This window comes from uncultured Flavobacterium sp. (genome assembly GCF_951805225.1).
GTDB lineage: Bacteria > Bacteroidota > Bacteroidia > Flavobacteriales > Flavobacteriaceae > Flavobacterium.
Genome location: NZ_OX638201.1, coordinates 5,623,537 through 5,649,415, shown reverse-complemented (window position 1 = coordinate 5,649,415; position 25,879 = coordinate 5,623,537). Strand labels below are relative to the sequence as shown.

The following is a 25,879-nucleotide window of genomic DNA, read 5'->3' as shown; positions in this document are numbered from 1 at the left end:
ATTTATAACAACAAACAATGCTTAATTTTATATTTTGCTATCTTGCTCTCAATTAAATATTCTATGAATTTCATCCAAAAAATTGACATAAAAAGAGTCTTACTTCATTGTTTCTACTGGATTTTCTTTTTATTCTTTTATTATTCGAACAAATCTGATAACGAAGATTCTTATGCTTTTCTATTTATTTATTCCTGGAAAATTGTAGGACAAGCATCCGTTGGCTATGGTTTGATTTATTGGATTATTCCTCAAACACTAAATAAAAAGAAATATTTGCTTTTTATAGTTTCTGCTTTGGGTTGGCTCTATTTCGTTTTTGCTTTTTTAATGATTTTAAAATTTTATTATCTCGAACCAAAATTTCCAGGTTTCTTTGATGACTGGCTTGGACACAAAATGACTGTTCCTGAAAGATTAACTTCAGTTAAATTGATTCTAAGAGAGTTTTCTTTTATTACCTATCCGGTTATTATTTTAGGTTTTATAAGTTTTAACCGCAAACAACAGCGACTTTTAAAACTGGAAGAAGAAAAAAAATCAATGGAATTAAAGATTCTAAAAAATCAACTGAATCCACATTTTCTATTTAATACATTAAATAATCTATATACTTTAACCTTAAAAAAAGATGAAAAAGCGCCTGAAGTAATTGCTAAATTATCTGAAATTCTAGATTTTGTATTGTACCGTTGTAACGAAGATTATGTTTCTATCGAAAAAGAAATCACTTTGATAGAAAATTATATTGCATTGGAAAAACTCCGCTATAGCGAAAACAGATTAGACATTTTATTTACTAAAGACATTGAGCACAATCACAAAATTTCGCCTTTAATTGTATTAACTTTTATAGAAAATGCCTTTAAACATGGTGTCATAAATGAAACCGAAAAAGCAAAAATAAGATTGCATCTGGAGAGCAAAAAAGAACAAATCGTTTTTAGCATTGAAAATACAAAGCCTAAAAATGATTTTGGGAAGATCTCGGATAAATCTAAAATTGGACTAGAAAACGTTCGTAAACAATTGGATTTATTATATCCTAAAAAACATCAATTAGAAATTGAAGAAACTCAGAATAATTATACTGTAAAGCTTTATCTGATTGTTTAATCTATAAATTATTAATATTTTCTTTTTTGAATGAAATACAAGTGCATTATAGTTGACGACGAACCTTTGGCAAGAGAATTAATTGCTTCGCATTTAGTGAATTTTGAAAATTTCGAATTAATCGATTCTTTCGAAAATGCACTTAAAGCTTACACTTTTTTGGAAACAAATACAGTTGATCTAATTTTTCTGGATATAGAAATGCCGCTATTAAAAGGCAATGAATTTTTAAAGAAACTAAAGAATCCGCCCAAAGTAATTTTTACGACTGCTTACAGAGAATATGCACTTGAAGGATATGAACTTAACGTTATAGACTATCTTTTAAAACCAATAGCTTTTGATCGTTTTTTTGTTTCAATCGAAAAATTCAAGCAATTACAAAATCCAAAAAAAGAAATAAATGCTACAACTGAAAATCATATTTTTGTAACTAGCGGCGCTAAGAACATCAAAATTATCTTTGACGAAATTTTGTATATCGAAAGTTTAAAAGATTATATCACTATTCATCTTGAAAGCGGAAAATCGCACCATATTAAGCAGAATATTTCCGTTTTTGAAAAATTGCTAAACTCTAATTTTGTTCGTATTCATCGTTCTTATATCATTCAAATCAAAAAATTAACAGCCTATTCTAAGAATGAAGTCGAAATAAATACTGTAGAAATACCAATAGGAAATAGTTATAAAGAAAATTGGCTGCATCATTTAGAGACAGCTATTCTGAAATAAAAGAATCCCAATCTTAGAGTAATTAAGATTGGGATTTTCGTTTATTTCCAAATTGGAATTTTTACAAAGCTGTCATTGTACCATTTTATTTTTAAAGGTTCTTTGGCATCTTTAATAGTTTCATCGGCGACTGGTTTTCCTGTTCCATAATTGAGTTCTGAGAAGGCATTCTTATTTACATTCAACGTAATTAATAATCTACTTCCTTTACTTAATTGTTTACTTACCAAACGTGTATTCAAAAAAGGAATCGTTTCAATTTTATTTGGTTTTAGTAAATTTCTCTTTGTAATGTCTTTAGCATAACTCGCCCTTCCAATAAAATAGGCTAAATTAAAATATTCCCCTTCTGGTGTCACTTCGTATAAAGTAACTCCAATATCCATATCTTTTTTGTTGATACTTGCTTTTATTTCGCCCAAAAAAGAACCATTTACTAAAAGCGGTTCTTTTAGCGGATCACTTACAAAAACATAACCGTTTGTTGTATCGATTTCTTTTCTAATAATAGGATCAGGATAGTAATCATTATTTTGTACTTGTCTGTCGGCAAAATCTACTTCTTGTGAGAGATAATTATTTTTAGCCGGCTTTGTAGCGTTCAAAGAATAGAATTTTCCTGATTTATTATCCGTTAAATAAAATTTTAGAAAACCATTATTCATTTTATCAATAGACGGAGCACTTCTCCACTTGTTCGCACCCATTACCTGATAATTAATTCTATCTTTCAAGATTTCAGGTTTTGGTCCGTTTTTCAAAATATAATCAAACCATTGATACGTTATTTTATTAGTATTAATAAGTGCGTCTGCATCAACTTTGTAACCGTTCAATATGGCAGAACCACCTTTTTGCGCACCAAAATGACTGTATGGACCAATAATTAAATAAGAATTAGCTTTGGGATTGTATTTTTGAAGTTCTCTTAAATAATACAAACTCGAATTTTGAGAATCATTATAATAACCGTCAATCACCAAAACAGGAATATTTATCTGCGCAAAATCCTTTTTATAAGGCGACATTTTCTGCCAATATTCATCAAAAGATGGATGTTTTAGCCATCTTTGAAAAAGCCTGTTTGGACTTCCGTCAATGCTGTCGATTTTTTTGTAGGCAACTCCGGTTTCCCACCATTTAAATTGCATTTTTCTAAAACGCTGTCTGTCATTTCCGGCAATTGTATCCAGATATTTGTTATTGCCAACATAAAAAGACCATTCGTAATTAGGATTTATAAATACGTTGTTTTCCATTGGCAAACCCATTCCGGCTCTATTAGCAACATACGGAACTATAGTTTTTAGCGCAGGATGCATTTTTTTGCAAGCCGCCCATTGCGTCAATCCGTTGTAACTGCCGCCATACATTCCAATACTTCCGTTACACCATTTTTGCTTACTAATCCAGTCAATTACGTCATACGCATCATTGGTGTCATTCTCATACGGAAATATCTCTTCCTGACTAAATCGTTTCCCTCTGGCATAAGCAATTACACCAATATAATCCTTGTCTGCAGCTGCTTTCAAAGATTTAATATCTCTGGCTTCCGTAACATAAATCGTATATTGAAGTATTACAGGTTTTGGTGTAGAAACTCCTTTTTTCCGAACTACTATTGCTGAAATAAATGCGCCATCGCGAGTTTTAATCATTACGCTATCCTGAATATCATAAGCGCTTTTTAAATCTTCGGATTTTGTTTTATTTGTTTGCTGTGAATATGTATTTGATACTATCAAAATAAGAAATATAAAGTTTAAAATTGTTCTCATTGAATTGTTTTAAAGTAGTTTATTTAAAAAAAAATGATCTGTAAAAATCCGGATTTCGTCAAATCCAGAAATAGCAATGCCCTTTACAGCATAAAGAATTAGCTGAAAACATTTAAAAAACGATAAAAATTATGGATTAAATCCCGTTACTGTTTTTGAATTTGACTGCTTGACGATTTGAGACTTCCAGTAATTCTCCGGTTTTTAGTTTTACTTCGAGTTTGCCGCCAATTGTTCTGTTTACTTCCTGAATGTATTTGATATTGATAATTTCAGTTCTATTAATTCTGAAAAAAATATTTTCATCTAATATCTCTTCCCATTGCCGAAGAGAACGCCTTTGAAGCGCTTTGTTTCCCTGAAAAAAAAGTCTGGTATAATTTTCAAGAGATTCTATTAAATAAATTTCATCTAATGGAATAAAGAATCGTTTTTCTCCATCTTTAATGAAAATTTTTCTATCTGCTACAGCATTATCTAAAGAGGATTTTAGCTTTATAGCATTTCTTACTTTTTCAATTGCTTTCGAGAAACGTTCTTCCCTTATGGGTTTCATTAGATAATCTAAAGCATTTACTTCAAAAGCTTGTACAGCATATTGATTATAAGCCGTAACAAACAATACTTCTGGCACATTATCTAAAGATTCTAACAAATCAAAACCAGATTTTTCAGGCATTTGAATATCTAAGAAAATTAAATCCGGTTTTTTGGTTTCAATCAAATCTTTAGCGTTATCAGCATTTTCAGCTTCGCCTATAAGAACAAAATCATCGTAAGCAGATAATGCTCTTTTTAGTTCTTCTCTCGACAAACGTTCATCATCAATTATTACAACTTTTATCTTTTTCATTTCGATGGTAATAAAATTGTTGCCAAAACCGTTTCGTTGTCCTTCTCTTTAATTTCAAAAGTGGCATTTCCGTTGTATTGTAACAATAATCTTTCCTTGAGATTATTTAAACCAATACCTGACTTATTGCTTTCCAGATCTATTTTACCCGAATTTTCAACATTGATTTTTATAAAATTGCCTTCTTCCTGAATTGTTACAGTAATGAATCCGCCATTTTTTCTTTTTTCAATTCCGTGTTTTATTGCATTTTCAACCAACGTCTGAATGCTTAAAGGCAGAATTGAATATTTTGATAAATCGATATTAATTTCAATTTTGATTTGCAAACGTTCTTCAAATCGAATTTTTTCCAATTCCAGATAATCCTTAACGAGATTAATTTCATCATTTAAAGATATTAATCTCTCAACATTACTATTTAAGGAATTTCTCAACAACTCAGATAAAAGGTCAATTGCTCGTCTTGCTGAGTTTGGATTTTCAAGTACCAGATATTTTATATTATTTAATGAGTTAAAAAAGAAATGCGGATTAAGCTGCGCGCTTAAATTATTAAGTTGTGCTTCTTTTATTATAAGTGACAAACGGGAATTTTCTTTTACCGTTTCGATTTCAAGTCTTGAATAATGATAAAGATGATATGCTAATACCCAAATCGACATTAATCTTGTACCGGTCATAAAAACCTGTAATTGTATCGATTTAAAAAATACTATAAATGAAACTGAATTGTTTTCTAAGAAAAATAAACGTACCAGATAAAGTTTAATCACAATCAAAAACATATATAATAAAGAAAGAACCAGAATACTAATCGCAATCTTAGGTATTAATCTCTTTAGATTTAATTTATTCCATCCTTTTCTTAAAGCGAAGTTTCTGTAAATATGCGTTAATGTAATACCAATTGCGACATCGAGAATTAAATCGGCTACACCAATTTTCCAACTAAAATTACCTTCAAAAAAAGCCGAAAATCCCCAATACAAAGAAGTTGTAATCCATGCAATGAATTGAATTTTCCAATAAGTTGATATATTCTTAATCATTTTCTAAATAAAACCGTTAGTGCTTAGTAAAGATATTCCACTAATATAGATTGAACAAATAAAAGTACATAAGCGAAAAATAATAGGTGACGAATAAAATTTCTTTAAGGTTTTATCTAATTTGATATACTCTCAAAATCATTTGTAACTAAGCAGAAAGCCACAAATTTCAAATAATCTTTAAGTCATTTTCTTATATCTGTTTCTCTAAAATCAAATATCATCGTTTTAAAATACTGTAATACAACATACTGACAATAATTCAATAAATACTAACTTATATTTTTGTAATACTTTTCCTATTTAACTAGTTATCAATATGTTATGTCTTTGAAAAATCTTATTATGTTATTATAAAAACTTTTACTTCCTGAATATAAAACAGCATGATAATAAATTTGTACCTGAAAAAAATAATTAAATCTAATAATAAAAAATACAGGTTATGAGAAATTTGAACAATGTCCCTAAAGTGATTTTAGAATCAAAAAGCATTGGTCATTCAATTGATTTTACGTGGACTAAAAAGAAAATAGATAAATTTTTAGATCCTCTTGATCAAAATGATGAATTAGAAAACGCATTAACACATATTAACCATAAAGGTTCGGTTGGATTAACTTCAGCATTATTAGAATGGATTTATTGGCGTTTTACAGGTTATACACAATCAACACATGATATTCAAAAACGTATTGAAGCACTTTGGTGTTCTATAAATGATCGCGAGCAAACAAATCCGTTATTATTTGATACTGATCTTGATGTTCCTGCAGTAGGTTCTGTAGATGGTGTATTGTGGATTGCTTTAATGAATGTGAGAATGGTTGATGTAAGATATAGAAAAGGTTCTTATTTTTTACAAAATGAACTTCTTGGATTAGTATTATTAGCACGCCATATAACTCCGAAGAAAAACGTTTTTGATAAATGGCTTATTGATATCATTTCCAATTTGACACGTTTATATCCTTGCCCTTATAATTTCACAGATTTAGACGAATCTGATGAAGCAATATATAATTCAATAGATGAACCTGCAATATGCCGCGAATTTTTCTTTGATTCTCAGTTTAACTATTCACAAGCTACAACAACTGAAGCACTTCATAAATTCATCGAAAATTTAGATCATAAAGCAAATCCATTTTTGCAATTAACAAGAAAAGCATCTTAATTATAATTCACTTTTGATATGCAAAACCCGATAGTAATACTTGAATGATATTATTATCGGGTTATTTTTTTTTTAATTTTCGAAAAAACTAAACAGTAAATTTCAAAGGCAAATGCACTACTTTTTTGGTTTCGAAAAATTCATCTTCAAAAATAGTAGACAAATCATATAATGTAGCTTTTGGAAAATCTTTTAATTCTTCTGCTAAATCGCCACCTTTAAGATATAAAATTCCGTTTTTCAAAGTGTGTTTATGTTGTTTCTTGATTTTATCTTTTATCCATGAAACGAAATCCGGCATATTGGTTACAGCGCGACTTACAATAAAATCAAAATCACCTTTTACCAATTCAGCACGTTTTTGTTCAGATTTTACATTTTTTAATTCTAATGCATCCACAACGCCCTGAACTACTTTAATTTTTTTTGCAATAACATCAATTAAGTAAAAACGGGTTTCAGGAAAAAGAATTGCTAACGGAATACCTGGAAATCCACCACCAGTTCCAACATCCAAAACAGTTGCTCCGGGTTCAAATTTCATGATTTTTGCAATTCCAAGCGAATGCAAAATATGTTTCGTATATAATGCATCAATATCTTTCCTTGAAATCACATTGATTTTTTCATTCCAATCGTGGTATAAAAAGTCTAATTTTTGAAATTGTTCGATTTGAATATCGGTCAAATCAGGAAAATATTTCAATATCTCATCCATTGCTCTAAATTTTTAACAAAAGTACTACTTTACAGTTGAAATATTTAACTCAATTTTGCAAATTGAAAATTTATAATAATTACCTTTGAAACCTATTTAAAATAATTATGAATAACACTGCGCCTACATTTGCTAAGCAAGACAATCTGAAGTTCTTCAGAACACTTAACTCACGAGTAAACAATTACTTCAAGGAGAACAACATTCAGAAAACCGGAAACTGGAAGCTGCACCTAAAAGCTGTTATTCTTTTTGCTGTTTTTCTAACGCCGTACTTTTTGATCCTAACTCTTGACATGCCATTTTGGGCACAATTGTTACTAAACATTCTGATGGGAGTTGGAATGGCCGGAATTGGAATGAATGTGATGCACGACGGAAACCACGGATCTTACTCTTCTAAATCATGGATCAACAAAATTATGGGTGGAAGTATTTATGTATTAGCCGGAAACGTTCACAACTGGCAAGTACAACACAATGTATTACACCATACTTACACTAACATTCACGGTCATGATGAAGATCTTGATGCGGGAAGAATTATTCGTTTTACACAAAATGCTGAATGGCACCGTTTTCATAAATTTCAACATTATTATTCTTTCTTCTTATACGGACTTTTGACTTTTAATTGGGCTTTAACAACCGATTTTAAACAAATGAAAAACTACCTAAAGAGAAAATTATCATACGGAGCACCTCAAAGTCCAACTAAATTATGGACAGTTCTTGTAATTACAAAAATAATCTACGTTTTAATCTGGATGGCTTTGCCAATGATTTTAGGCGTAACATGGTGGAAAGTTGTTATTGGATTTTTCGTAATGCATTATACTGCAGGATTAATTTTAAGTATTGTTTTTCAATTGGCACACGTAGTTGAAGAAACTTCAAATCCGATTCCTAATGAAGATGGAGAAATGGAAAACACTTGGGCAATTCACCAATTGTATACAACAGCCAATTTTGCTCCAAAAAACAAAATAATCAACTGGTTTACTGGAGGATTAAACCACCAAATCGAACACCATATTTTCCCGAATATCAGTCATATTCACTACGGAAAAATTGCCGAAATTGTAAAACAAACCGCAATCGAATGCAATTTACCTTATCACGAATTCAAAACCATGAGAGGAGCCGTTATTGCACATTACAAGCATTTGAAAGATCTTGGAATGAAGCCGGAACTAGCATAAAAACAAAAAATCTATTAATAATTAACCTTCCTTAATTAAAGTTGAAATTAAGGACATTCAAAATTTTTATAATGAATCATATTCTTTCAGACAGAATCAACAACTTAGCGACATCACAGACTTTAGCAATGGCAGCTTTAGCACGCGAATTAAAAGCACAAGGAAAAGATATTATCAGTTTAAGTTTAGGCGAACCTGACTTTAATACACCAGATTTTATTAAAGAAGCTGTTAAAAAAGCAGTCGATGAAAATTACAGTACATATTCTCCAGTAGAAGGTTATTTAGAATTGAGAGAAGCAATTTGCAGAAAATTCAAAAGAGACAATAATTTAGACTACAAACCAACTCAAATTGTAGTTTCTACAGGAGCAAAACAATCTTTATACAACATTGCGCAAGTAATGTTAAACGATGGTGACGAGGTTATTTTGCCAGCGCCATACTGGGTTTCTTATTTCGAAATTGTTAAACTTTCAGGTGGAGTTCCAGTTGAAGTTCCAACGTCTGTAGATACTGATTTCAAAATAACACCAGAACAATTAGAAGCTGCTATCACGCCAAAAACAAAAATGATGTGGTTCTCTTCTCCTTGTAATCCATCAGGATCTGTATATAGCAGAGAAGAATTAACTGCTCTTGCAAAAGTTTTAGAAAAACACCCAAATATATATGTAGTTGCTGACGAAATTTATGAGCACATCAATTTCTCAGGAACATTCTGCAGCATCGGTTCAATCCCGGGAATGTTAGAAAGAACAATCACTGTAAACGGAGTTGCAAAAGCATTCGCAATGACAGGATACAGAATTGGTTATATTGGAGCACCGGAATTTATCGCAAAAGCGTGTACAAAAATTCAGGGACAAGTAACTTCAGGAGCAAACTCTGTAGCGCAACGTGCTACAATTACTGCTGTAGACGCTGATCCAAGTGTATTAAACCACATGGTTGAAGCTTTTCACGGTCGTAGAGATTTAGTTGTTGGATTATTAAAAGAAATTCCAGGAGTAAAAATCAACGTTCCGGAAGGAGCATTTTACGTATTCCCAGACGTTTCTTCTTTCTTCGGAAAAACATTAAGAGGAACTGAAATCAAAGATGCAAACGACGTTTCAATGTACCTTTTGGCCGAAGCTAACGTAGCAACTGTAACAGGTGATGCTTTCGGAAATCCAAATTGCATCCGTTTCTCTTACGCAACAAGCAATGACATTTTAAAAGAAGCGTTACGCAGAATCAAAGAAGCTTTGACTGCATAACAACATCAATAATTTTATTAAAACGGCTTAAGGTTCAAAGTTTCATCACTTTATACTTTAAGCTGTTTTTTTATGCACTTATTTTGGGGGTTGCCTCCGGCCGGGCTATCCGTTTCAATCTTTTGCTTTTTAAAGAAAAAAGCAAAAGGATTTCCACTTCTATCCCTAACCCAAACGGCAAACAAGAACTTTTTCTTAAATTAATTAAGACACAAAGTAATTAGTGAAAATTTGTGAAATTCGTGGCAAAAAAAATCTTATACTTTCAAAATTCCCATTCTACAATCATATAAATCAACGCTATAATTCTGTAAGACAAAAGCTTCTGTAAATCCCCAACTTTGTATAACACATAATTAAAAAAAATATTATCATGATACATACAGAAGAAACTACCACAGAAACAGTTAATACACTAGAAGGATTAATTTCTATTTTAGAAGATGGAAAACTAGGATATACAAATGCCGCTGAGCATGTAAACGATTTGTCAATTAAAGCTGAATTCTTAGACTACGCTCGGGAACGTGCTTTATTTATAGTTGAATTGCAAGACCAAATCAACAAACTAGGAAAATCAACCGATACTTCCGGCGGAGGCGCATTAGGCGCTTTACATCGTACCTGGATCGACATTAAATCATCATTTACTGGCGGAGATACCCAAGCGATTGTAAATGCATGTATCACCGGAGAAGAAGCAGCCATTGAAAAATACAAAATGGCTTTGGATAAAAACGAACTTGAAGGCACTCAAATTGCTATTATTTCGAAACAATTAAATAATATCCAAAGCACATTGGATAAAATTAAAACGAAAAGATTGTCATAATAATTGACACTATTTTTTTTGGGAGCGAAAACTACTTGGTTTAATAGCCAAGTAGTTTTTTTATTTTGTAGGAATTTAAAAATAAAGCTCTACTTTCGCCCCGACCAAAAAAAATAAATTCACAACCAAAAAATGTTTCATGAATCTAGCATTACGCAATTCGTTCTTAATTTTAATCTTTACTTTATTCTTTAGCAATCAGGCAAAATCCCAAACAGAAGGCAATTCTATCAAAGGCTCCATAGGTTTTGCCGCAAGCAGTTCTTACTACATTGAAAATTACGGCAGTCAAGAAGAAGTTGATGTTATGGGCGGTGGTCCATATTTTCAAGCAGAATATATCATTGGATTAAAATCATGGTTTAGCGTACGTCCATATGCGGGAGGCATCTTTACATCTGTTGAAAAAAATCAGACGCTACAAAATCAACCTCAATACAAAGTAACAACCAATGCTTTTTTACTTGGAGCAAAAGTTCGTCTGTGTGCACCAATTCCTTGGGTTGCACCTTTTATTGAAGGAGGTATTGGTACTTCGATAGGTAAATTCGAAACATTTACACCGAACCTTAATTTCAACAAAAGCGACGTGTTATTACATATTCCTTTCAGTATTGGATTAGCTATTGGTCGAAGAAATAATTTTGAAATTGGTATTTCGGGCTACTTTCATCCCGCAGCCAAACAATCGTCCGGGATATTTGCTGTAGGATATAATTTTCCGTTAGATTAAATTAAAAAAACTTAATTAATATGAAATATATTTTCTGCGTATTGATAGTTCTTTTTTTATTTACTGGCTGCAAAAAAAATGAATTAGAAAACATAAATATTAAATTTACTCATCAAGAGGCTTTTAATTCTAATTATTTAAAAAGAAACGAAAATAAAACAGCAGAGCTTATCATTACTAAAAAGACAAAAAAAGGCATTCAAATCATTGTTGAAAAATATGAAACTGGAGGTCTTAAATATTATGGAAATGCAAAAATAATCAAGAATACCTTATTTCTTTATTACTGGATTAATATTGATCCAATGGATATTTCAGCAGTATTGATTCCAAAAAGATTTATATATGAAATTAAAAACATCTCCTACAATCAAGTCAAATTTGAATACTTAGGAAATAAATTTGAAAATAATATAAATTAAAGTTTTAATTCATTCCATATAACCCAACTATTTCAAAAAAAGTCACTTCAGTATTAGTAAACTCGAAATATTTATAAGAACTTTGCAAACTTTTTTCCGTGAATACCACAGAAGGTTAAAGTCTTAAAAATGAAGAAGATCGAAATATTAGCTCCGGCTAAAGATTTAATTGGAGGAATGGCAGCCATAAATAGTGGTGCCGATGCAGTTTATATTGGTGCACCACAATTTGGAGCACGCTCAAATGCCAACAACTCTATCGAAGATGTTGCTGCATTAGTACAATATGCGCACTTATTTAATGCTCAGGTTTTTGTGGTAATGAATACCATTTTATACGACAACGAACTAGAAACGTGTCGTTCAATGATCTGGGAATTATACGATATTGGTGTCGATGCCCTGATTATTCAGGATATGGCGATTATGGAAATGGACTTACCTCCTATCGTACTTCACGCCAGTACACAATCCAATAACCGTGATGCTGATAAAATTAAATTCCTTAAAGATGCCGGAATCAAACGTGTCGTTTTAGCTCGTGAATTAAACTTGCATCAAATTAAAACGATTTACGACGAAGCCGATGTTGAATTAGAATTTTTCGTAACCGGTGCATTATGTGTATCCTTTAGCGGAAACTGTTATATGAGTGTGGCAAACGGAGAACGCAGCGCCAATCGCGGTTCTTGCGCACAAAACTGCCGTTTACCTTATAACTTAATCGACGGAAACGGAGAAACCTTAATCAAAAATAGTCACTTACTTTCGATAAAAGATTTAGATATTTCAGAGCAAATTCCTAATTTGATCGAAGCTGGAATTGTTTCTTTTAAAATCGAAGGACGATTGAAAGATGTTGTTTATGTAAAAAACAACGTGTCTTATTTACGTCAAAAACTAGACAGCTATTTAGAAGGAGATGGACGCGGAAAATATATCAAAGCTTCTTCAGGAACTTGTACTTATACTTTTGATTCTTCTTTAAACAGAACCTTCAACCGTGGTTATACGGATTATTTCGTTAACGAAAGACACAGTTCTATTGGTTCCTGGGAAACTCCAAAATCAAAAGGTCAATATATTGGTAAATTAATCCGAACTGTTGGAAACGCTTACGAAATCGAAAACGGCGAATTATTAAACAATGGTGACGGACTTTGTTTCATCAACGAAAACAATGAAGCCGACGGAATTTACGTAAACAAAGCCGAAAATGGTAAAATCTATCCAAACGTTTTAAAAGAAGTAAAAGACGGAACTTTTATCTACAGAAATAACGACGCCGCTTTCATCAAAATTGTAGAAAGAGAAGACAGTGCCGTTCGTAAATTAAGCACGACTTTATTACTTACAGAAACAGAAACTGGCTTTGAACTTATCGCAACTGATGAAGACGGAAACGTAAGTACCGTTACTTTAGAACATGCAAAAGAGCAGACTAAAACTGGCGAATCAATCGAAGAAAATATTAAAACGCAATTGACAAAAACAGGTTTCACACCTTATAAAGCCGATGAAATCAACGTTATGTTTTCTCAAAACTGGTTCCTTCCTATTTCAAAAATCAACGAAATGCGAAGAACAGTTTACGATCAGTTGACTGAAATTCGTTTGGCAAACTACAAACGCGAAGAACACCAAATGGTAAAAACATCGCATCCATATCCTGAAACCAAACTGGATTTCATGTATAACGTTTCGAACAAAACAGCTCGTAAATTCTACGAACGTCACGGTGTTACCGAAATCGAAAAAGCATTCGAATTACAATGGGATCCAGGAAAATCTCGTGTAATGACAACCAAATATTGCATCAAATACGAATTAAAAAAATGCCCGATACACCAAAAAGACATTGTAGGCGTTAAGGTAAAAGAACCTTTGGTTTTAAAACAAGGCGAACTTGAATACAAACTAAAATTCAACTGCAAACCCTGCGAAATGGAAATTTGGGAAAAAGATGCTGAATTCGAAATTGAAGAAGATCATTTTCATTAATATGATTTAACCGCAAAGAACGCAAAGGAATACGCAAGGTTCGCAAAGATTAATTTTAAAATCTTTGCGAACCTTTTTCTTTAACTTAAAAACAAAAACTTCGCGTTCTTTGCGTAAATCTTTGCGAACTTTGCGGTTAATATAAATTGCATAGACATACAATACTTTGCGGTTAAAAACATTTTTCGCTACTTTTACTACTCCATTATTTACAAAACTCCAAAATGAAAATACTACTCCTTGGTTCAGGCGAATTAGGCAAAGAATTTGTCATCGCTGCACAACGAATCGGACAAACTATAATTGCAGTTGATAGTTACGAAAATGCTCCGGCAATGCAAGTTGCACATGGTTTTGAAGTGATTAATATGCTCGACGGCGAAGCTCTTGACCGAATCGTAGCCAAACACAAACCAGACTTTATAGTTCCTGAAATAGAAGCCATTCGCACCGAACGTTTTTACGATTACGAAAAACAAGGAATCACCGTTGTTCCTTCGGCGAAAGCGGCAAACTTTACCATGAATCGTAAAGCTATTCGTGATTTAGCATCAAAAGAATTAGGCTTAAAAACTGCTAAATATCAATACGCAACTTCAGCAGAAGAATTACAAAAAGCCGTTCACGAAGTTGGAATTCCTTGTGTAGTAAAACCTTTAATGTCGTCTTCCGGAAAAGGGCAATCAACTATAAAAACCGAAAGTGATATCGAGAAAGCCTGGCAATATGCTGTTGCAGGTTCTCGTGGTGATGTTATCGAAGTTATCGTAGAAGCATTTGTAAATTTCAATTCAGAAATTACACTTTTAACGATTACTCAAAATAATAATCCAACCTTGTTTTGCGCTCCAATTGGTCACAGACAAGAACGCGGTGATTATCAGGAAAGTTGGCAACCTGCTTTAGTTTCAGACAAAGATTTATACGAAGCGCAAGATATGGCCGAAAAAATTACTGAAGCACTTGGCGGAGCAGGACTTTTTGGTGTTGAATTTTTCCTAACAAATGAAGGCGTTTATTTCTCTGAACTTTCTCCTCGTCCACATGATACCGGAATGGTAACTTTAGCGGGAACGCAAAATTTCAACGAATTCGAATTGCATTTGCGTGCCATTTTAAGCCTTCCTATTTTCGAAATTACACTAGAAAAATCTGGAGCAAGCGCCGTAATTTTAGCATCGGAAGATTCTACAAATCCTACTTTTACCGGAATCGAAAAAGTAGCTTCTTTACCAAAAACTGATTTCAGAATATTTGGAAAACCAACTTCAAGACCTTATCGCCGAATGGGAGTTGTATTAAGTCACGATTCACTGGCAACTCCAATCGAAGAAATTATTGAACGTGCCAAAACAACTTCGAAATTAATAACTGTAAACTTTTAAAAATGAAAAAAGCATTATTTATACTATTCCTATTTATTGGAATAGCAACACAAGCTCAGGATAAAAAAACAACCGAAAAACCTCAAATCGTAGAAACCGCTTGCGGAGAATGTCAATTTGGAATGAAAGGCAAAAGTTGTGATTTAGCCGTTCGCATTGACGGAAAAGCTTATTTCGTTGACGGAACTACAATTGACGAACATGGCGACGCTCATGCCGAAGATGGTTTTTGCAATAAAATACGCAAAGCTTCTGTTACCGGAAAAGTAGAAAACGGTCGTTTCAAAGCTACTTCATTCACTTTAATAAAAGAAAAATAATGGCATTAATTCTTGAAAATATTGCCAAACACGTTTCGCTAACTCCCGAAGAACAAGCTCTTTTTTTATCTAAAACCGAAACACATAATTACAAAGCCAAAACTATTTTGTTAAGTGCGGGCGAAGTTTGTAAACATTCTTATTTTGTGAATTCTGGAATTTTAAGAAGTTTCAACATCAACGATAATATCGTAGAACATGTCCTGTCGTTTGCTTGTCAAGGTTGGTGGATGAGCGATATGTACAGTTATTTTTCGCAAAAACCAGGACAGCTTTTTATAGAAGTTTTAGAAGATGCTGAAGTAATTTCTTTGTCGAAAGAAAACCAGGAACAGTTGTTTCACGAAATTCCAAAATTAGAACGCTTTTTCAGAATATTAATTGAGAACTCATTAGTTGCCAATCAACAAAGGTTAATGGACAACTTAAGTTTACCGGCAGAAGAACGATTTGAAAAATTCTCTACCAAATATGGAAATCTGGTTCACAAAGTACCTCAAAAACAAATCGCTTCATTCATAGGTGTTACGCCTGAGTTTTTCAGTAAAATGAAAGCCCGACTTTTGAAGAAATAGTTTTTTTTGCCACGAATTCACGAATTTTTATTCTCAAAGATTGTCACAAAATAATTCGTGAATTCGTGGCTATAAAAAGCAAGAAAGCCAGTTAATAAACTGGCTTTTCTTTTTGAATTAAAATTGTTCAACCTCCGTAGAATGTTCCATCGCCGTTATAGTTGATTTTCCTATCATAACCGTATTCTGAACGGCATCAAAATAAGAAGTTCCTACGAAAGCTTGATGTTTTACCGCTCTGAAACCGTTTTTCTGCAAAGCAAATTCTCTTTCCTGCAATTCAGAATAACCTGCCATTCCACGTTCTTTGTAGGCTTTAGACAATTCGAACATACTTGTGTTCAAAGCATGGAATCCCGCCAAAGTAATGAATTGGAATTTATAACCCATCGCAGCCAAATCTTCTCTGAATGTTTCCATTTCAGCAACTGATAATTTTGCCGCCCAGTTAAATGATGGCGAACAATTGTATGCCAACATTTTATCAGGGAATTCTTTTTTCATGGCATCAGCAAACTTTTTAGCATAAACTAAATCCGGATTACTGGTTTCCATCCAAATTAAATCAGCATATGGGGCATAACTCAAACCTCTTGCAATTCCCTGATCGATTCCGCTATTTACATAGAAAAAACCTTCATTAGTTTTTTCACCTGTAATAAATTTAGCATCTCTAGGATCAGCATCACTTGTCAATAAATTAGCTGCATCAGCGTCAGTTCTTGCAACGATTAAAGTAGAAACTCCCATAACATCTGCTGCTAAACGAGCTGCAATCAATTTATTAATCGCTTCTTGCGTTGGAACCAAAACTTTTCCGCCTAAGTGTCCGCATTTTTTAGCAGAACTCAATTGATCTTCAAAATGAACTCCTGAAGCCCCCGCTTCAATCATTGATTTCATCAATTCAAAAGCATTTAAATTTCCACCAAAACCAGCTTCGGCATCAGCTACAATCGGAACCAAGTAATCTTTTTTATCTTCAACTCCATTTACAGTCTGAATTTGATCAGCACGTAAAAGGGCATTATTAATTTTTTTAACCACCATTGGCACACTATTTACAGGATAAAGCGATTGGTCAGGATACATTTCTCCTGCCAAATTTGCATCAGCGGCAACTTGCCATCCGCTCAAATAAATCGCTTCTAAACCAGCATCGACTTCCTGAATCGCCTGATTTCCTGTCAATGCGCCCAAACCAGCAACATAATCCTGACTTTTTAACTTTCTCCATAATTTTTGCGCTCCTATTTTAGCAATAGAATGCTCAATTTGATACGACCCCTGAAGCGTAATAACCTCTGTCGCAGTATAAGGACGTTCAACACCTTTCCATCTTGGGTTCGTAATCCAATCGTTAATCAATTCCTGAATTCTGTCTTCTGTTGTTTTCATAAATAATATAGTTAAGTTGGTTAGTAAAAGCATTTCATTCAATTAAAAATTTTGAATTAAAAATTAAAGATCTGTGCTATCTGCGTAAAGAGTATTTTTAATTTTTAATTCTTTATAAATATTTATAGCAAGGAATAGTCAGGAAATCGACAAAATCAATATTTACAACTAGTCGTTCCAAAACTTTTTCGGCTAATGGAAATTGTCTTTTTTCGTAATTTTCTTCGCCCAATTCGTCTTTGATTTTCTTGAATTCATCTAAAGCCAATTCGTGATAATACGCCAAATCTAATTTTTTGCCATTATCCAAAACCACTTTATTCTGAAGCCATTGCCACAATTGCGATCTCGAGATTTCTGCTGTTGCAGCGTCTTCCATTAAATTATGCAAAGCCGCTGCGCCTTGTCCGTTTAGCCACGAAGCCAAATACAAAACTCCTACATTGATATTTTTTCGAACACCGTTTTCAGTAATGATTCCAATTGGCGGTTCAATCAAATCTTCTTCTGTAATTTTTCGATGTTCTCTTTTTATATGAATCTGGTTTGGAGTTGGCATTGCTTTATCAAAAATCTCTTTTGCAATTGAAACCAAATCCGGATGTGCAACCCAAGTTCCGTCGTGTCCGTTTCTAACTTCACGCTCTTTATCCGTTTTTACTTTTGCAAAAGCAACAGCATTCGCTTCTTCATTATTCTTAATCGGAATTTGAGCTGCCATTCCGCCAATAGCGTGAATTCCTCTTTTATGACATCTTTGAATTACCAAATTCGAATAAGCATTCATAAAAGGCGAAGTCATATTTACCTGATCGCGATCCGGAACGATAAATTTTGGGTTCTTGCGGAATTTTTTGATGTAAGAGAAAATATAATCCCAACGTCCACAATTCAAACCAACGATATGTTCTTTCAATTCATAGATAATTTCGTCTAACTGAAAACTTGCTGTTATGGTTTCGATTAAAACCGTCACTTTTATTGTTCCGCGTTCTAGTTTTAAATAATCTTCTGTAAAATCAATTACAGTATTCCACCAACGTGCTTCCAGATAATGTTCTAATTTTGGAATATAGAAATATGGTCCTGAATTGTTTTCTAAAAGTCTTTTGTGATTGTGAAAAACATACAATCCAAAATCTACCAAAGAACCTGAAACTTCTTTTCCTTCAATTAAAAGATGCTTTTCTGGCAAATGCAAACCTCTTGGACGTACAATTAATGTTGCGATTTTCTCATTTAAATGATATGATTTGTGTTTCGCCAAATCGGTATATGTAATCGTTTTGTTTACCGCATCAATTAAATTTATTTGTCCGTCCATCAAATTTTGCCAGGTTGGCGAAGTGCTGTCTTCAAAATCAGCCATAAAAGTTTTCGCTCCTGAATTCAATGCATTGATTATCATTTTTCGATCTACAGGTCCGGTAATCTCCACTCTCCTATCCTGTAAATCTTTCGGAATTTCTCCAGCGGTCCAATTACTTTCTCTGACGGTTTTGGTTTCTGAAGGAAAAGATGGCATGACGCCCTGATCAAAAGCAGTTTGTTTTTGTTCGCGTTGTAACAATAACAGTTTTCGTTGCGATTCGAATTTTCGATGCAAATCACTTATAAAAACAATCGCTTCTTCTGTCCAGATCTTTGGATAAGAAAGGCTCTTTTCGGCTAAAAATTCCATTGCCGTTTCGGTAATCTCTAATTGGTTTTTCATAGCTGCTGATTTTAATTATTCCTCAATTGTTTTCTTAATTACTATCATTTCAAGACAATAGTCTCTATAACAATCTGATGGTTAATATTTTCTACACCACAATATTAGAAAAAAGTTTTTTACAAAACAAGCGAACGTTCGCTAAATATTAAAAATAATTTTTTGGCGATTATTTTTCAATTGTCTATATTTGATACATGGATATCGAAAAAGACTATATAAAGCTGATATTTGGGCTAAAACTCAAACAGGTTAGAACACAAAAAAATCTTTCTCTTTTTGGCTTAGCCAAATTGACAAATCTTTCAAAATCGTACTTAAACGAAATTGAAAAGGGGAAAAAATATCCAAAAACAGATAAAATTTTACTTCTGTGCGAACATTTAGAAACAAGTTATGACCAAATGGTGTCTTTAAAACTTGATAATAATCTCGCTCCAATTGGCGAAATCCTAAAATCAGGAATTTTAAAAGAGATTCCGTTAGAGCTTTTTGGGATTCAGGAAGCTGATTTAATTGATATTATTGCAAATGCTCCTGCCAAAGTCAATGCTTTTATTAGTACTATTATCGAAATTGCCCAACATTATAATTTAAGCCGTGAAAGTTTCTTTCTTGCCGCTTTAAGATCTTATCAGGAAGCGCACAGTAATTATTTTGAAGATCTAGAAGAGAAAGTAATTGCATTTTCAAAATCTTTTCAGATTAATTTAGATTCTAAAATAAGCATCGAAGAATTAGAAGCCATTCTTAAAGAAGAATACGAATACACTATAAAAGAAATTGCTTTTACAGATCAGGAAGCTTTAGAAGATTTGCGTTCTATTTATGTTCCAAAAAGCAAAACATTATTACTTTCAACTGAAATCGATAATCCGCAAAGGGCCTTTATTTTAGCAAAAGAAATCGCTTATAATTATCTGAAATTATCTGATAGATTACTGACTTTCAGCTGGATTAAATTCGAAAATTTCGATCAGGTTTTGCATAATTTCTATGCTTCTTATTTTGCCGGAGCATTGTTATTACCAAGACAATTGGTTGTCAATAAAATCAATGATTTTCTGAATAACGAAAAACCAAATCCGGAAGAATTTGTTGCTTTAATAGAAAGTTTTGAGGTTTCGCCGGAATCTTTCTACCAAAGATTAACCAATTTATTACCGAAAGATTTTCATTTGAAAAACTTATTCTTTTTGAGAATGTCTCATAAAATTGGTTCTGATTTTTATCAGATTAAGAAAGAATTACACATTACAAATCAGCAGGAACCGCACGCAAACGAAACGAATGAACATTATTGCAGAAGATGGGTTTCGGTAAAAACCATTGATGAAGCGATCAAGCAAAACAAACCTCATTTTTTTGACGCACAAATATCAAGTTATGTCCATAGCGGAAATGAATATTTGGTGTTTTCATCGGCCACAAAAGATCCATTTATAAAAGACAACATACGCAGCATTTCGGTTGGAATTTTGATTAATCCAACCATGAAAAAGAAATTCAAATTCATCGAAGGAAAACCCATCGAAAAAAGAATCGTAGGCGTTACTTGCGAAACTTGCGATGTAAAAGATTGTCTTGAAAGAGCAGCGCCGCCAATCGCTTTAGAAAAGAAAAAACGCCACGAAAATACGGATGCTGTTGTACAGCAGTTTATTACACAATATAGCTGATTTTAGATTGTTGACTTTAGATTTTAGATTTTTTCACACACAATCTTGTCATCTCGACAGAGGAGAGATCACATTAGAAATTCCGATTCTATAATCGTCAATCTTTGTCGATTATGATTGCGTAAAATGGATTGTGTAGAATGGATTATGTAGAATGGATTATGTAGAATGGATTATGTAGAATGGATTATGTAGAATGGATTGCGCCGAATGGATTAAAATCCATCCCTACAATATAATTCGTTCCTTCGGAACTTTAATAAAAAGCGGGAGTATAGACTTCTTATAAAAATAAAAGTTCTCGCATAGCCCCGATATAAGTGGAAATCCTTTTGTGTCCGCCGCGGCGGACACAAAAGATTGAAACGGATAGCGGGAGTTCAGGTCTTTTGAAAACCAGAACTTCTGCTCCTAAAAAACCTTAGAATCTTAGCAACTCAGAACCTCAGAATCTTTTCTTAATCTAGGTTAAGTGCGTTTCATTGACCTTGGTGGTATCTTTGTACTATAAAAATAACAAAACATAGATCATGGAAAATATAGTATTACATAAAGCAGAAACAAGAGGAAACGCAAATCACGGATGGCTTAACGCATATCATAGTTTTAGTTTTGCGAGCTGGTATAATCCAGATAGAATTCAGTTTGGAGCTCTTCGTGTTTTGAACGATGACACGATTGCAGGCGGAATGGGCTTTGGAACTCATCCACACGATAATATGGAGATTATTAGTATTCCGCTTGAAGGTGATTTAGCGCACAAAGACAGCATGGGAAATACCGAAATCATCAAAAATGGAGATATTCAGGTTATGAGTGCCGGAACTGGAGTTCAACATAGTGAGTTTAATCCAAATGCAGATCAACAGACTAAATTATTACAAATCTGGTTGTTTCCAAACAAAAGAAATGTGACTCCTCGTTACCAACAAATAACTTTGGATGTTGCTGACAGACACAATAAATTAGCGCAGATTTTATCGCCAAATGCTGACGATGAAGGAGTTTGGATTCACCAAGATGCTTGGTTCAACATGGGTAATTTTGACTCAGGTGTATCTACTGAATATAAAATTAAAAAAGAAGGAAACGGAGTTTACGCTTTCGTTTTAAAAGGAAACGTAACTATTAACGGTCAGGAATTAAACACTCGTGATGCTGTTGGAATTTCAGGAACTGACACTTTAAACATAAAAGCAAATACAGATGCCGAGTTTCTTTTAATGGATGTTCCTATGAATTATTAATTCAAAGATTACAATTACTATTTTTTTTTCAGAAACGATATATTAGCTAATCTTCAGCTTTATATCGTTTCTTTTTTGCCTCAATTTTTATCAAAACTCAAAAAGAAAACGTATTTTTATATATGAAAATAGGTTTTTAATTCACTCTAAACTAACCATTTAAAATTTTCAATCATGAATCCAAATAATCTAACCAAAGAATACACAAATGACGAAGTAGCCATTGTTTGGCAATCCGGAAAATGTATACATTCTGCTAATTGTGTAAAAAATAATCCTGAGGTTTTTCGCCCAAAAGAAAAACCCTGGATTGTAGCCGAGGCTTCTACTTCTGAAAAAATAATTTCGACTGTTAATAAATGCCCTTCAGGAGCTTTGACTTATTACATGAACAACAAAAATCAAGACTAAATATATTTCTACAATCTCAAAAGAGATCTAACAGATTTTTAAAATCTTTTAGGTCTTTTTTTATTTCTTAATCTAGGTTAAGTGTGTTACGCTGACTACCAACGTAACTTTGTCCTATCAAAATGAAATTAATTATTTAAAAATAAAAATTATGGCAACTACAAAATGGTCAATTGACCCAACACATTCAGAAATTGGTTTTAAAGTTAAACACATGATGTTTACAAATGTTTCAGGTAAATTTGGAACTTATGACGCAACAATTACTACAGAAGGAGAAAACTTCGAAAATGCTGATATCCAATTTTCTGGTGATATCGCTTCTATCGACACTGCAAATGCAGACAGAGACGGTCACTTGAGAAGTGCAGATTTCTTTGATGTTGAAAACAATCCAAAATTAACTTTCAAAGCTTCTACTTTCAAAAAAATTGATGCTGGAGATTATGAAATAACTGGAGATTTAGCTATCAAAGGTATTTCAAAATCAGTAACTTTTCCTGTAGACTTTAGCGGAATCATGACTGATCCATGGGGAAATACTAAAGTAGGTTTAAGCATTGAAGGTAAAATTAATCGTAAAGATTGGGGTTTAAACTGGAACTCTGCTCTTGAAACTGGTGGTGTTTTAGTTGGAGAAGAAGTAAAATTAAACATTGAATTACAATTTGTAAAACAAGCTTAATTCTCTAAAAATAAATTTAATTTGGTTGGTTGAAAAGCCTGCACTTTTTAGGAAGTGCAGGCTTTTTTTATTGAAGCGAAATCGAAGTTTTTTATAGCCACGAATTCACGAATTTTTTATACATAAAGTTTGGAAAATAATTCGTGAATTCGTGGCTAATAAAACTCAACGTATTGCATTTCGGAATTCTGTTGGCGACATTCCGGTTTGTTTTTTGAAGAATCTGGAGAAATACGAATAATCTTCGTAACCTACTTTGAAAGCAACTTCGTTTACAGCTAATTGCTTATCAATCAACATTCTTTTTATTTCCAGAATTACACGATCTGTAATTACTTCTGTGGCTGTTTTTTGAAGAATTTCATTGCAGATTCTGTTTAAATGCTTCAATGTGATATTCAGTTTTTCAGCATAGAAAGAAGGCAATTTTTCTTGTCTGAAATATTGCTCCAAAAGCATTTCGAACTTATCAATTTTAATATTATACGAATGCGTTTGATGCGAATAGGTTTCGTTGTATTTGCGGGCAATTTCGATATGAATGCAATCCAGCAAATTCAACATTTTATCGAGTTGATATCGATTCTCCTGATTGTTTTCGTGAATCAGCAAATTAAAATACGGAAGGATTTTTGGAATTTCTTTTTCTTCAAAAACCATTTCCGGTCGGTTATGTATAGAATGGTAAAAGTTATACTCATTGATGTTTTTTTGTCCGAAATAGAGATTATACAATTCCTGTGAAAAAATAATCACAAAACCTTCAATGTCTTCAGATAAATTCCAATGATGCATTTGTCCGGGCTGCAAAACGAATAAACTTCCTTTTTTTATTTCGAATTGATCAAAATCTACTTCGTGTTGTCCCGAACCTTTTGTAAAAAAAACCATTAAATACGAATCATGCCGATGCGGTTCTTCGACAAAACTGTGACTTTTTAGATGTTCTTTGAATGTATTTATATAAAAATCACGATGAATATCATTGCAGCTAAAATTCTGAACACTATAAACGGGATATCTTTTCATATATGTAGAATTTATTTTTTATTGGTCATATATGCGATCGCCCAATCACGTTTTTCGTTTACGAAGTCGTTTAAGTTAGGCGATGTCATAAAAATGTCTTTATTGTGCTATAAGTAGCGAAGATATAAAAAAGACTTTAATACCGCTCTGAATTACCTTTGTATAAATAAAAAACAACAAGATCATGTCAAGTGCATTAACTCATATTTTAAGCAACGAATGTCCTATTTGTCATAAAGGAAAAGTTTTTAAAGACAAGAATATTTTTCTAAATTTTGGTTTACCAAAAATGAACGAATACTGTAGTCATTGCAATTACAAGTTCCAAAAAGAACCTGGTTATTTCTTTGGTGCAATGTACGTAAACTACGGATTAACAGTCGCTCAGGGAATCGCAACATATTGTATTGCACAGTTTTTCTTTGAGAAAAATTTCGATTTAAGAATTATTCCTATTATTGCGGTTGTGATTACTTTACTGACTTCTTTCAATCTCCGATTTTCAAGATTAGCATGGATTTACATGTTTAAGGATTATACGAAGTAAAAAAGTGTTATTTTTGCCTTTCAATTGAAACTAATTTTCAATTCAAAAAAATTCAATCTTAAATTAGACAAATGAAAGCATACGTATTTCCGGGTCAGGGCGCACAGTTTACAGGAATGGGCAAAGACTTATATGAATCATCGGCTTTAGCCAAAGAATTATTCGAAAAAGCTAATGAAATTTTAGGTTTTAGAATCACAGATATCATGTTCGAAGGTACTGCCGAAGAACTAAAAGAAACTAAAGTAACTCAACCTGCTGTATTTTTACACTCCGTTATTTTAGCAAAAACTTTAGGCGAAGATTTTAAACCAGAAATGGTTGCAGGACATTCTTTAGGAGAATTCTCTGCATTGGTTGCAAACGGAACTTTATCTTTTGAAGATGGTCTTAAATTAGTTTCTCAACGTGCTCTTGCTATGCAAAAAGCTTGCGAAATTACTCCATCTACAATGGCTGCAGTTTTAGGTTTAGCTGATAATATCGTAGAAGAAGTTTGCGCTTCTATCGACGGAATTGTAGTTGCTGCAAACTACAACTGCCCTGGACAATTGGTAATTTCAGGAGAAACTACTGCTGTTGAAAAAGCTTGTGAAGCTATGAAAGCTGCCGGAGCAAAACGTGCTTTAATTTTACCTGTTGGAGGAGCTTTTCACTCACCAATGATGGAACCTGCAAGAGAAGAATTGGCTGCTGCGATTGAAGCAACTACATTCTCTACTCCTATTTGCCCAGTTTATCAAAACGTAACTGCAAATGCGGTTTCTGATGCAAACGAAATCAAAAAGAACTTAATTATTCAATTGACTGCTCCTGTAAAATGGACTCAATCTGTACAACAAATGATCGCTGACGGTGCTACTTTGTTTACTGAAGTTGGTCCAGGAAAAGTATTAGCCGGTTTAATTAATAAAATCGATAAAGAAGCTGTTACTGCGAATGCTTAATTTTTAGTATTCAGTCGCGGTTTTCAGTTGAAAATCCAAATAAAATAAAAATCCTCAT

24 protein-coding genes and 1 pseudogene are annotated in these 25,879 nt (G+C 32.9%); 18 read left to right on the top strand and 7 right to left on the bottom strand.

Going from position 1 to position 25,879, the window contains the following annotated elements:
• Positions 1–63: 63 nt before the first annotated feature.
• Both WN975_RS23555 and WN975_RS23550 read left to right on the top strand, forming a co-directional pair.
• Complete coding sequence (locus tag WN975_RS23555) at positions 64–1,116, top strand: sensor histidine kinase (RefSeq protein ID WP_337968599.1); 1,053 nt, start codon at positions 64–66, stop codon at positions 1,114–1,116.
• 30 nt (positions 1,117–1,146) lie between these two features.
• Complete coding sequence (locus tag WN975_RS23550) at positions 1,147–1,851, top strand: response regulator transcription factor (protein WP_337968598.1); 705 nt, start codon at positions 1,147–1,149, stop codon at positions 1,849–1,851.
• 41 nt (positions 1,852–1,892) lie between these two features.
• Here the strand turns inward: WN975_RS23550 and WN975_RS23545 are convergent, their stop codons facing one another.
• The 3 genes from WN975_RS23545 to WN975_RS23535 all read right to left on the bottom strand — a co-directional run bounded on the left by WN975_RS23545 (position 1,893) and on the right by WN975_RS23535 (position 5,537).
• Complete coding sequence (locus WN975_RS23545; protein ID WP_337968597.1) at positions 1,893–3,632, bottom strand: CocE/NonD family hydrolase; 1,740 nt, start codon at positions 3,630–3,632, stop codon at positions 1,893–1,895.
• A gap of 136 nt (positions 3,633–3,768) precedes the next feature.
• The gene (locus WN975_RS23540) at positions 3,769–4,485 is read right to left on the bottom strand and encodes a LytTR family DNA-binding domain-containing protein (RefSeq protein WP_337968596.1); all 717 of its coding nucleotides are present in this window, start codon (positions 4,483–4,485) and stop codon (positions 3,769–3,771) included.
• Entirely contained in the window at positions 4,482–5,537 is a 1,056-nt protein-coding gene (locus WN975_RS23535) for a histidine kinase (RefSeq protein ID WP_337968595.1), read from the bottom strand. The genes WN975_RS23540 and WN975_RS23535 overlap by 4 nt, the downstream gene beginning before the upstream one ends.
• Positions 5,538–5,982: 445 nt before the next feature.
• Between WN975_RS23535 and WN975_RS23530 the strand changes: the two genes are divergently transcribed.
• On the top strand, positions 5,983–6,714 hold the full coding sequence (locus WN975_RS23530) for a hypothetical protein (protein ID WP_337968594.1): 732 nt from the start codon (positions 5,983–5,985) through the stop codon (positions 6,712–6,714).
• Between the two features lie 88 nt (positions 6,715–6,802).
• Here WN975_RS23530 and rsmG read toward each other — a convergent pair whose 3' ends face one another.
• Positions 6,803–7,432 carry a 16S rRNA (guanine(527)-N(7))-methyltransferase RsmG gene (gene rsmG / locus WN975_RS23525; RefSeq protein WP_337968593.1) on the bottom strand — a complete coding sequence of 210 codons (630 nt, stop codon included), beginning with the start codon at positions 7,430–7,432 and terminating at the stop codon, positions 6,803–6,805.
• A gap of 107 nt (positions 7,433–7,539) precedes the next feature.
• Between rsmG and WN975_RS23520 the strand changes: the two genes are divergently transcribed.
• From WN975_RS23520 to WN975_RS23480, 9 genes and pseudogenes are all read left to right on the top strand, one after another.
• The gene (locus tag WN975_RS23520) at positions 7,540–8,634 is read left to right on the top strand and encodes an acyl-CoA desaturase (protein ID WP_099710845.1); all 1,095 of its coding nucleotides are present in this window, start codon (positions 7,540–7,542) and stop codon (positions 8,632–8,634) included.
• A 71-nt stretch (positions 8,635–8,705) separates the two neighbouring features.
• A complete protein-coding gene (locus WN975_RS23515) occupies positions 8,706–9,896 on the top strand; it encodes a pyridoxal phosphate-dependent aminotransferase (protein WP_099710844.1) in 1,191 nt (396 codons plus the stop codon).
• A 373-nt stretch (positions 9,897–10,269) separates the two neighbouring features.
• Positions 10,270–10,728, top strand: coding sequence for a PA2169 family four-helix-bundle protein (locus WN975_RS23510; protein ID WP_337968592.1), 459 nt, complete (start codon positions 10,270–10,272; stop codon positions 10,726–10,728).
• A gap of 139 nt (positions 10,729–10,867) precedes the next feature.
• Positions 10,868–11,461 (top strand): hypothetical protein, encoded by a 594-nt coding sequence (locus WN975_RS23505; protein WP_337968591.1) that lies wholly within the window; start codon positions 10,868–10,870, stop codon positions 11,459–11,461.
• A 20-nt stretch (positions 11,462–11,481) separates the two neighbouring features.
• The gene (locus WN975_RS23500) at positions 11,482–11,883 is read left to right on the top strand and encodes a hypothetical protein (protein WP_337968590.1); all 402 of its coding nucleotides are present in this window, start codon (positions 11,482–11,484) and stop codon (positions 11,881–11,883) included.
• A 129-nt stretch (positions 11,884–12,012) separates the two neighbouring features.
• Complete coding sequence (locus WN975_RS23495) at positions 12,013–13,884, top strand: U32 family peptidase (RefSeq protein WP_337968589.1); 1,872 nt, start codon at positions 12,013–12,015, stop codon at positions 13,882–13,884.
• Positions 13,885–14,105: 221 nt separating this feature from the next.
• A pseudogene (gene purT, locus WN975_RS23490) lies at positions 14,106–15,269 on the top strand (formate-dependent phosphoribosylglycinamide formyltransferase); the annotation flags it as partial.
• A gap of 2 nt (positions 15,270–15,271) precedes the next feature.
• Positions 15,272–15,589, top strand: a complete 318-nt coding sequence (locus WN975_RS23485) for a DUF6370 family protein (RefSeq protein ID WP_337968588.1) — start codon at positions 15,272–15,274, stop codon at positions 15,587–15,589.
• Positions 15,589–16,164, top strand: a complete 576-nt coding sequence (locus tag WN975_RS23480; protein WP_337968587.1) for a Crp/Fnr family transcriptional regulator — start codon at positions 15,589–15,591, stop codon at positions 16,162–16,164. Before WN975_RS23485 ends, WN975_RS23480 begins: the two co-directional genes overlap by 1 nt.
• Positions 16,165–16,281: 117 nt before the next feature.
• Here WN975_RS23480 and aceA read toward each other — a convergent pair whose 3' ends face one another.
• Entirely contained in the window at positions 16,282–17,562 is a 1,281-nt protein-coding gene (gene aceA / locus WN975_RS23475; protein WP_099710836.1) for an isocitrate lyase, read from the bottom strand.
• A 112-nt stretch (positions 17,563–17,674) separates the two neighbouring features.
• On the bottom strand, positions 17,675–19,276 hold the full coding sequence (gene aceB, locus WN975_RS23470; protein WP_337968586.1) for a malate synthase A: 1,602 nt from the start codon (positions 19,274–19,276) through the stop codon (positions 17,675–17,677).
• Between the two features lie 197 nt (positions 19,277–19,473).
• On the opposite strand from aceB, the gene WN975_RS23465 reads away from it, so the two are divergent.
• The 4 genes from WN975_RS23465 (at position 19,474) to WN975_RS23450 (ending at position 23,298) form a co-directional block, all read left to right on the top strand.
• Entirely contained in the window at positions 19,474–20,955 is a 1,482-nt protein-coding gene (locus WN975_RS23465) for a helix-turn-helix domain-containing protein (RefSeq protein ID WP_337968585.1), read from the top strand.
• Positions 20,956–21,485: 530 nt separating this feature from the next.
• Entirely contained in the window at positions 21,486–22,202 is a 717-nt protein-coding gene (locus WN975_RS23460; protein WP_337968584.1) for a pirin family protein, read from the top strand.
• Between the two features lie 174 nt (positions 22,203–22,376).
• The gene (locus WN975_RS23455) at positions 22,377–22,613 is read left to right on the top strand and encodes a (4Fe-4S)-binding protein (protein WP_337968583.1); all 237 of its coding nucleotides are present in this window, start codon (positions 22,377–22,379) and stop codon (positions 22,611–22,613) included.
• 151 nt (positions 22,614–22,764) lie between these two features.
• Positions 22,765–23,298 (top strand): YceI family protein, encoded by a 534-nt coding sequence (locus WN975_RS23450; protein WP_099710831.1) that lies wholly within the window; start codon positions 22,765–22,767, stop codon positions 23,296–23,298.
• Between the two features lie 165 nt (positions 23,299–23,463).
• Here WN975_RS23450 and WN975_RS23445 read toward each other — a convergent pair whose 3' ends face one another.
• Positions 23,464–24,327 (bottom strand): helix-turn-helix domain-containing protein, encoded by an 864-nt coding sequence (locus WN975_RS23445; protein ID WP_337968582.1) that lies wholly within the window; start codon positions 24,325–24,327, stop codon positions 23,464–23,466.
• 184 nt (positions 24,328–24,511) lie between these two features.
• Between WN975_RS23445 and WN975_RS23440 the strand changes: the two genes are divergently transcribed.
• Both WN975_RS23440 and fabD read left to right on the top strand, forming a co-directional pair.
• Positions 24,512–24,874 (top strand): DUF983 domain-containing protein, encoded by a 363-nt coding sequence (locus WN975_RS23440; RefSeq protein WP_041517577.1) that lies wholly within the window; start codon positions 24,512–24,514, stop codon positions 24,872–24,874.
• A gap of 71 nt (positions 24,875–24,945) precedes the next feature.
• Entirely contained in the window at positions 24,946–25,821 is an 876-nt protein-coding gene (fabD, locus tag WN975_RS23435; RefSeq protein ID WP_056190824.1) for an ACP S-malonyltransferase, read from the top strand.
• Positions 25,822–25,879: the final 58 nt, after the last annotated feature.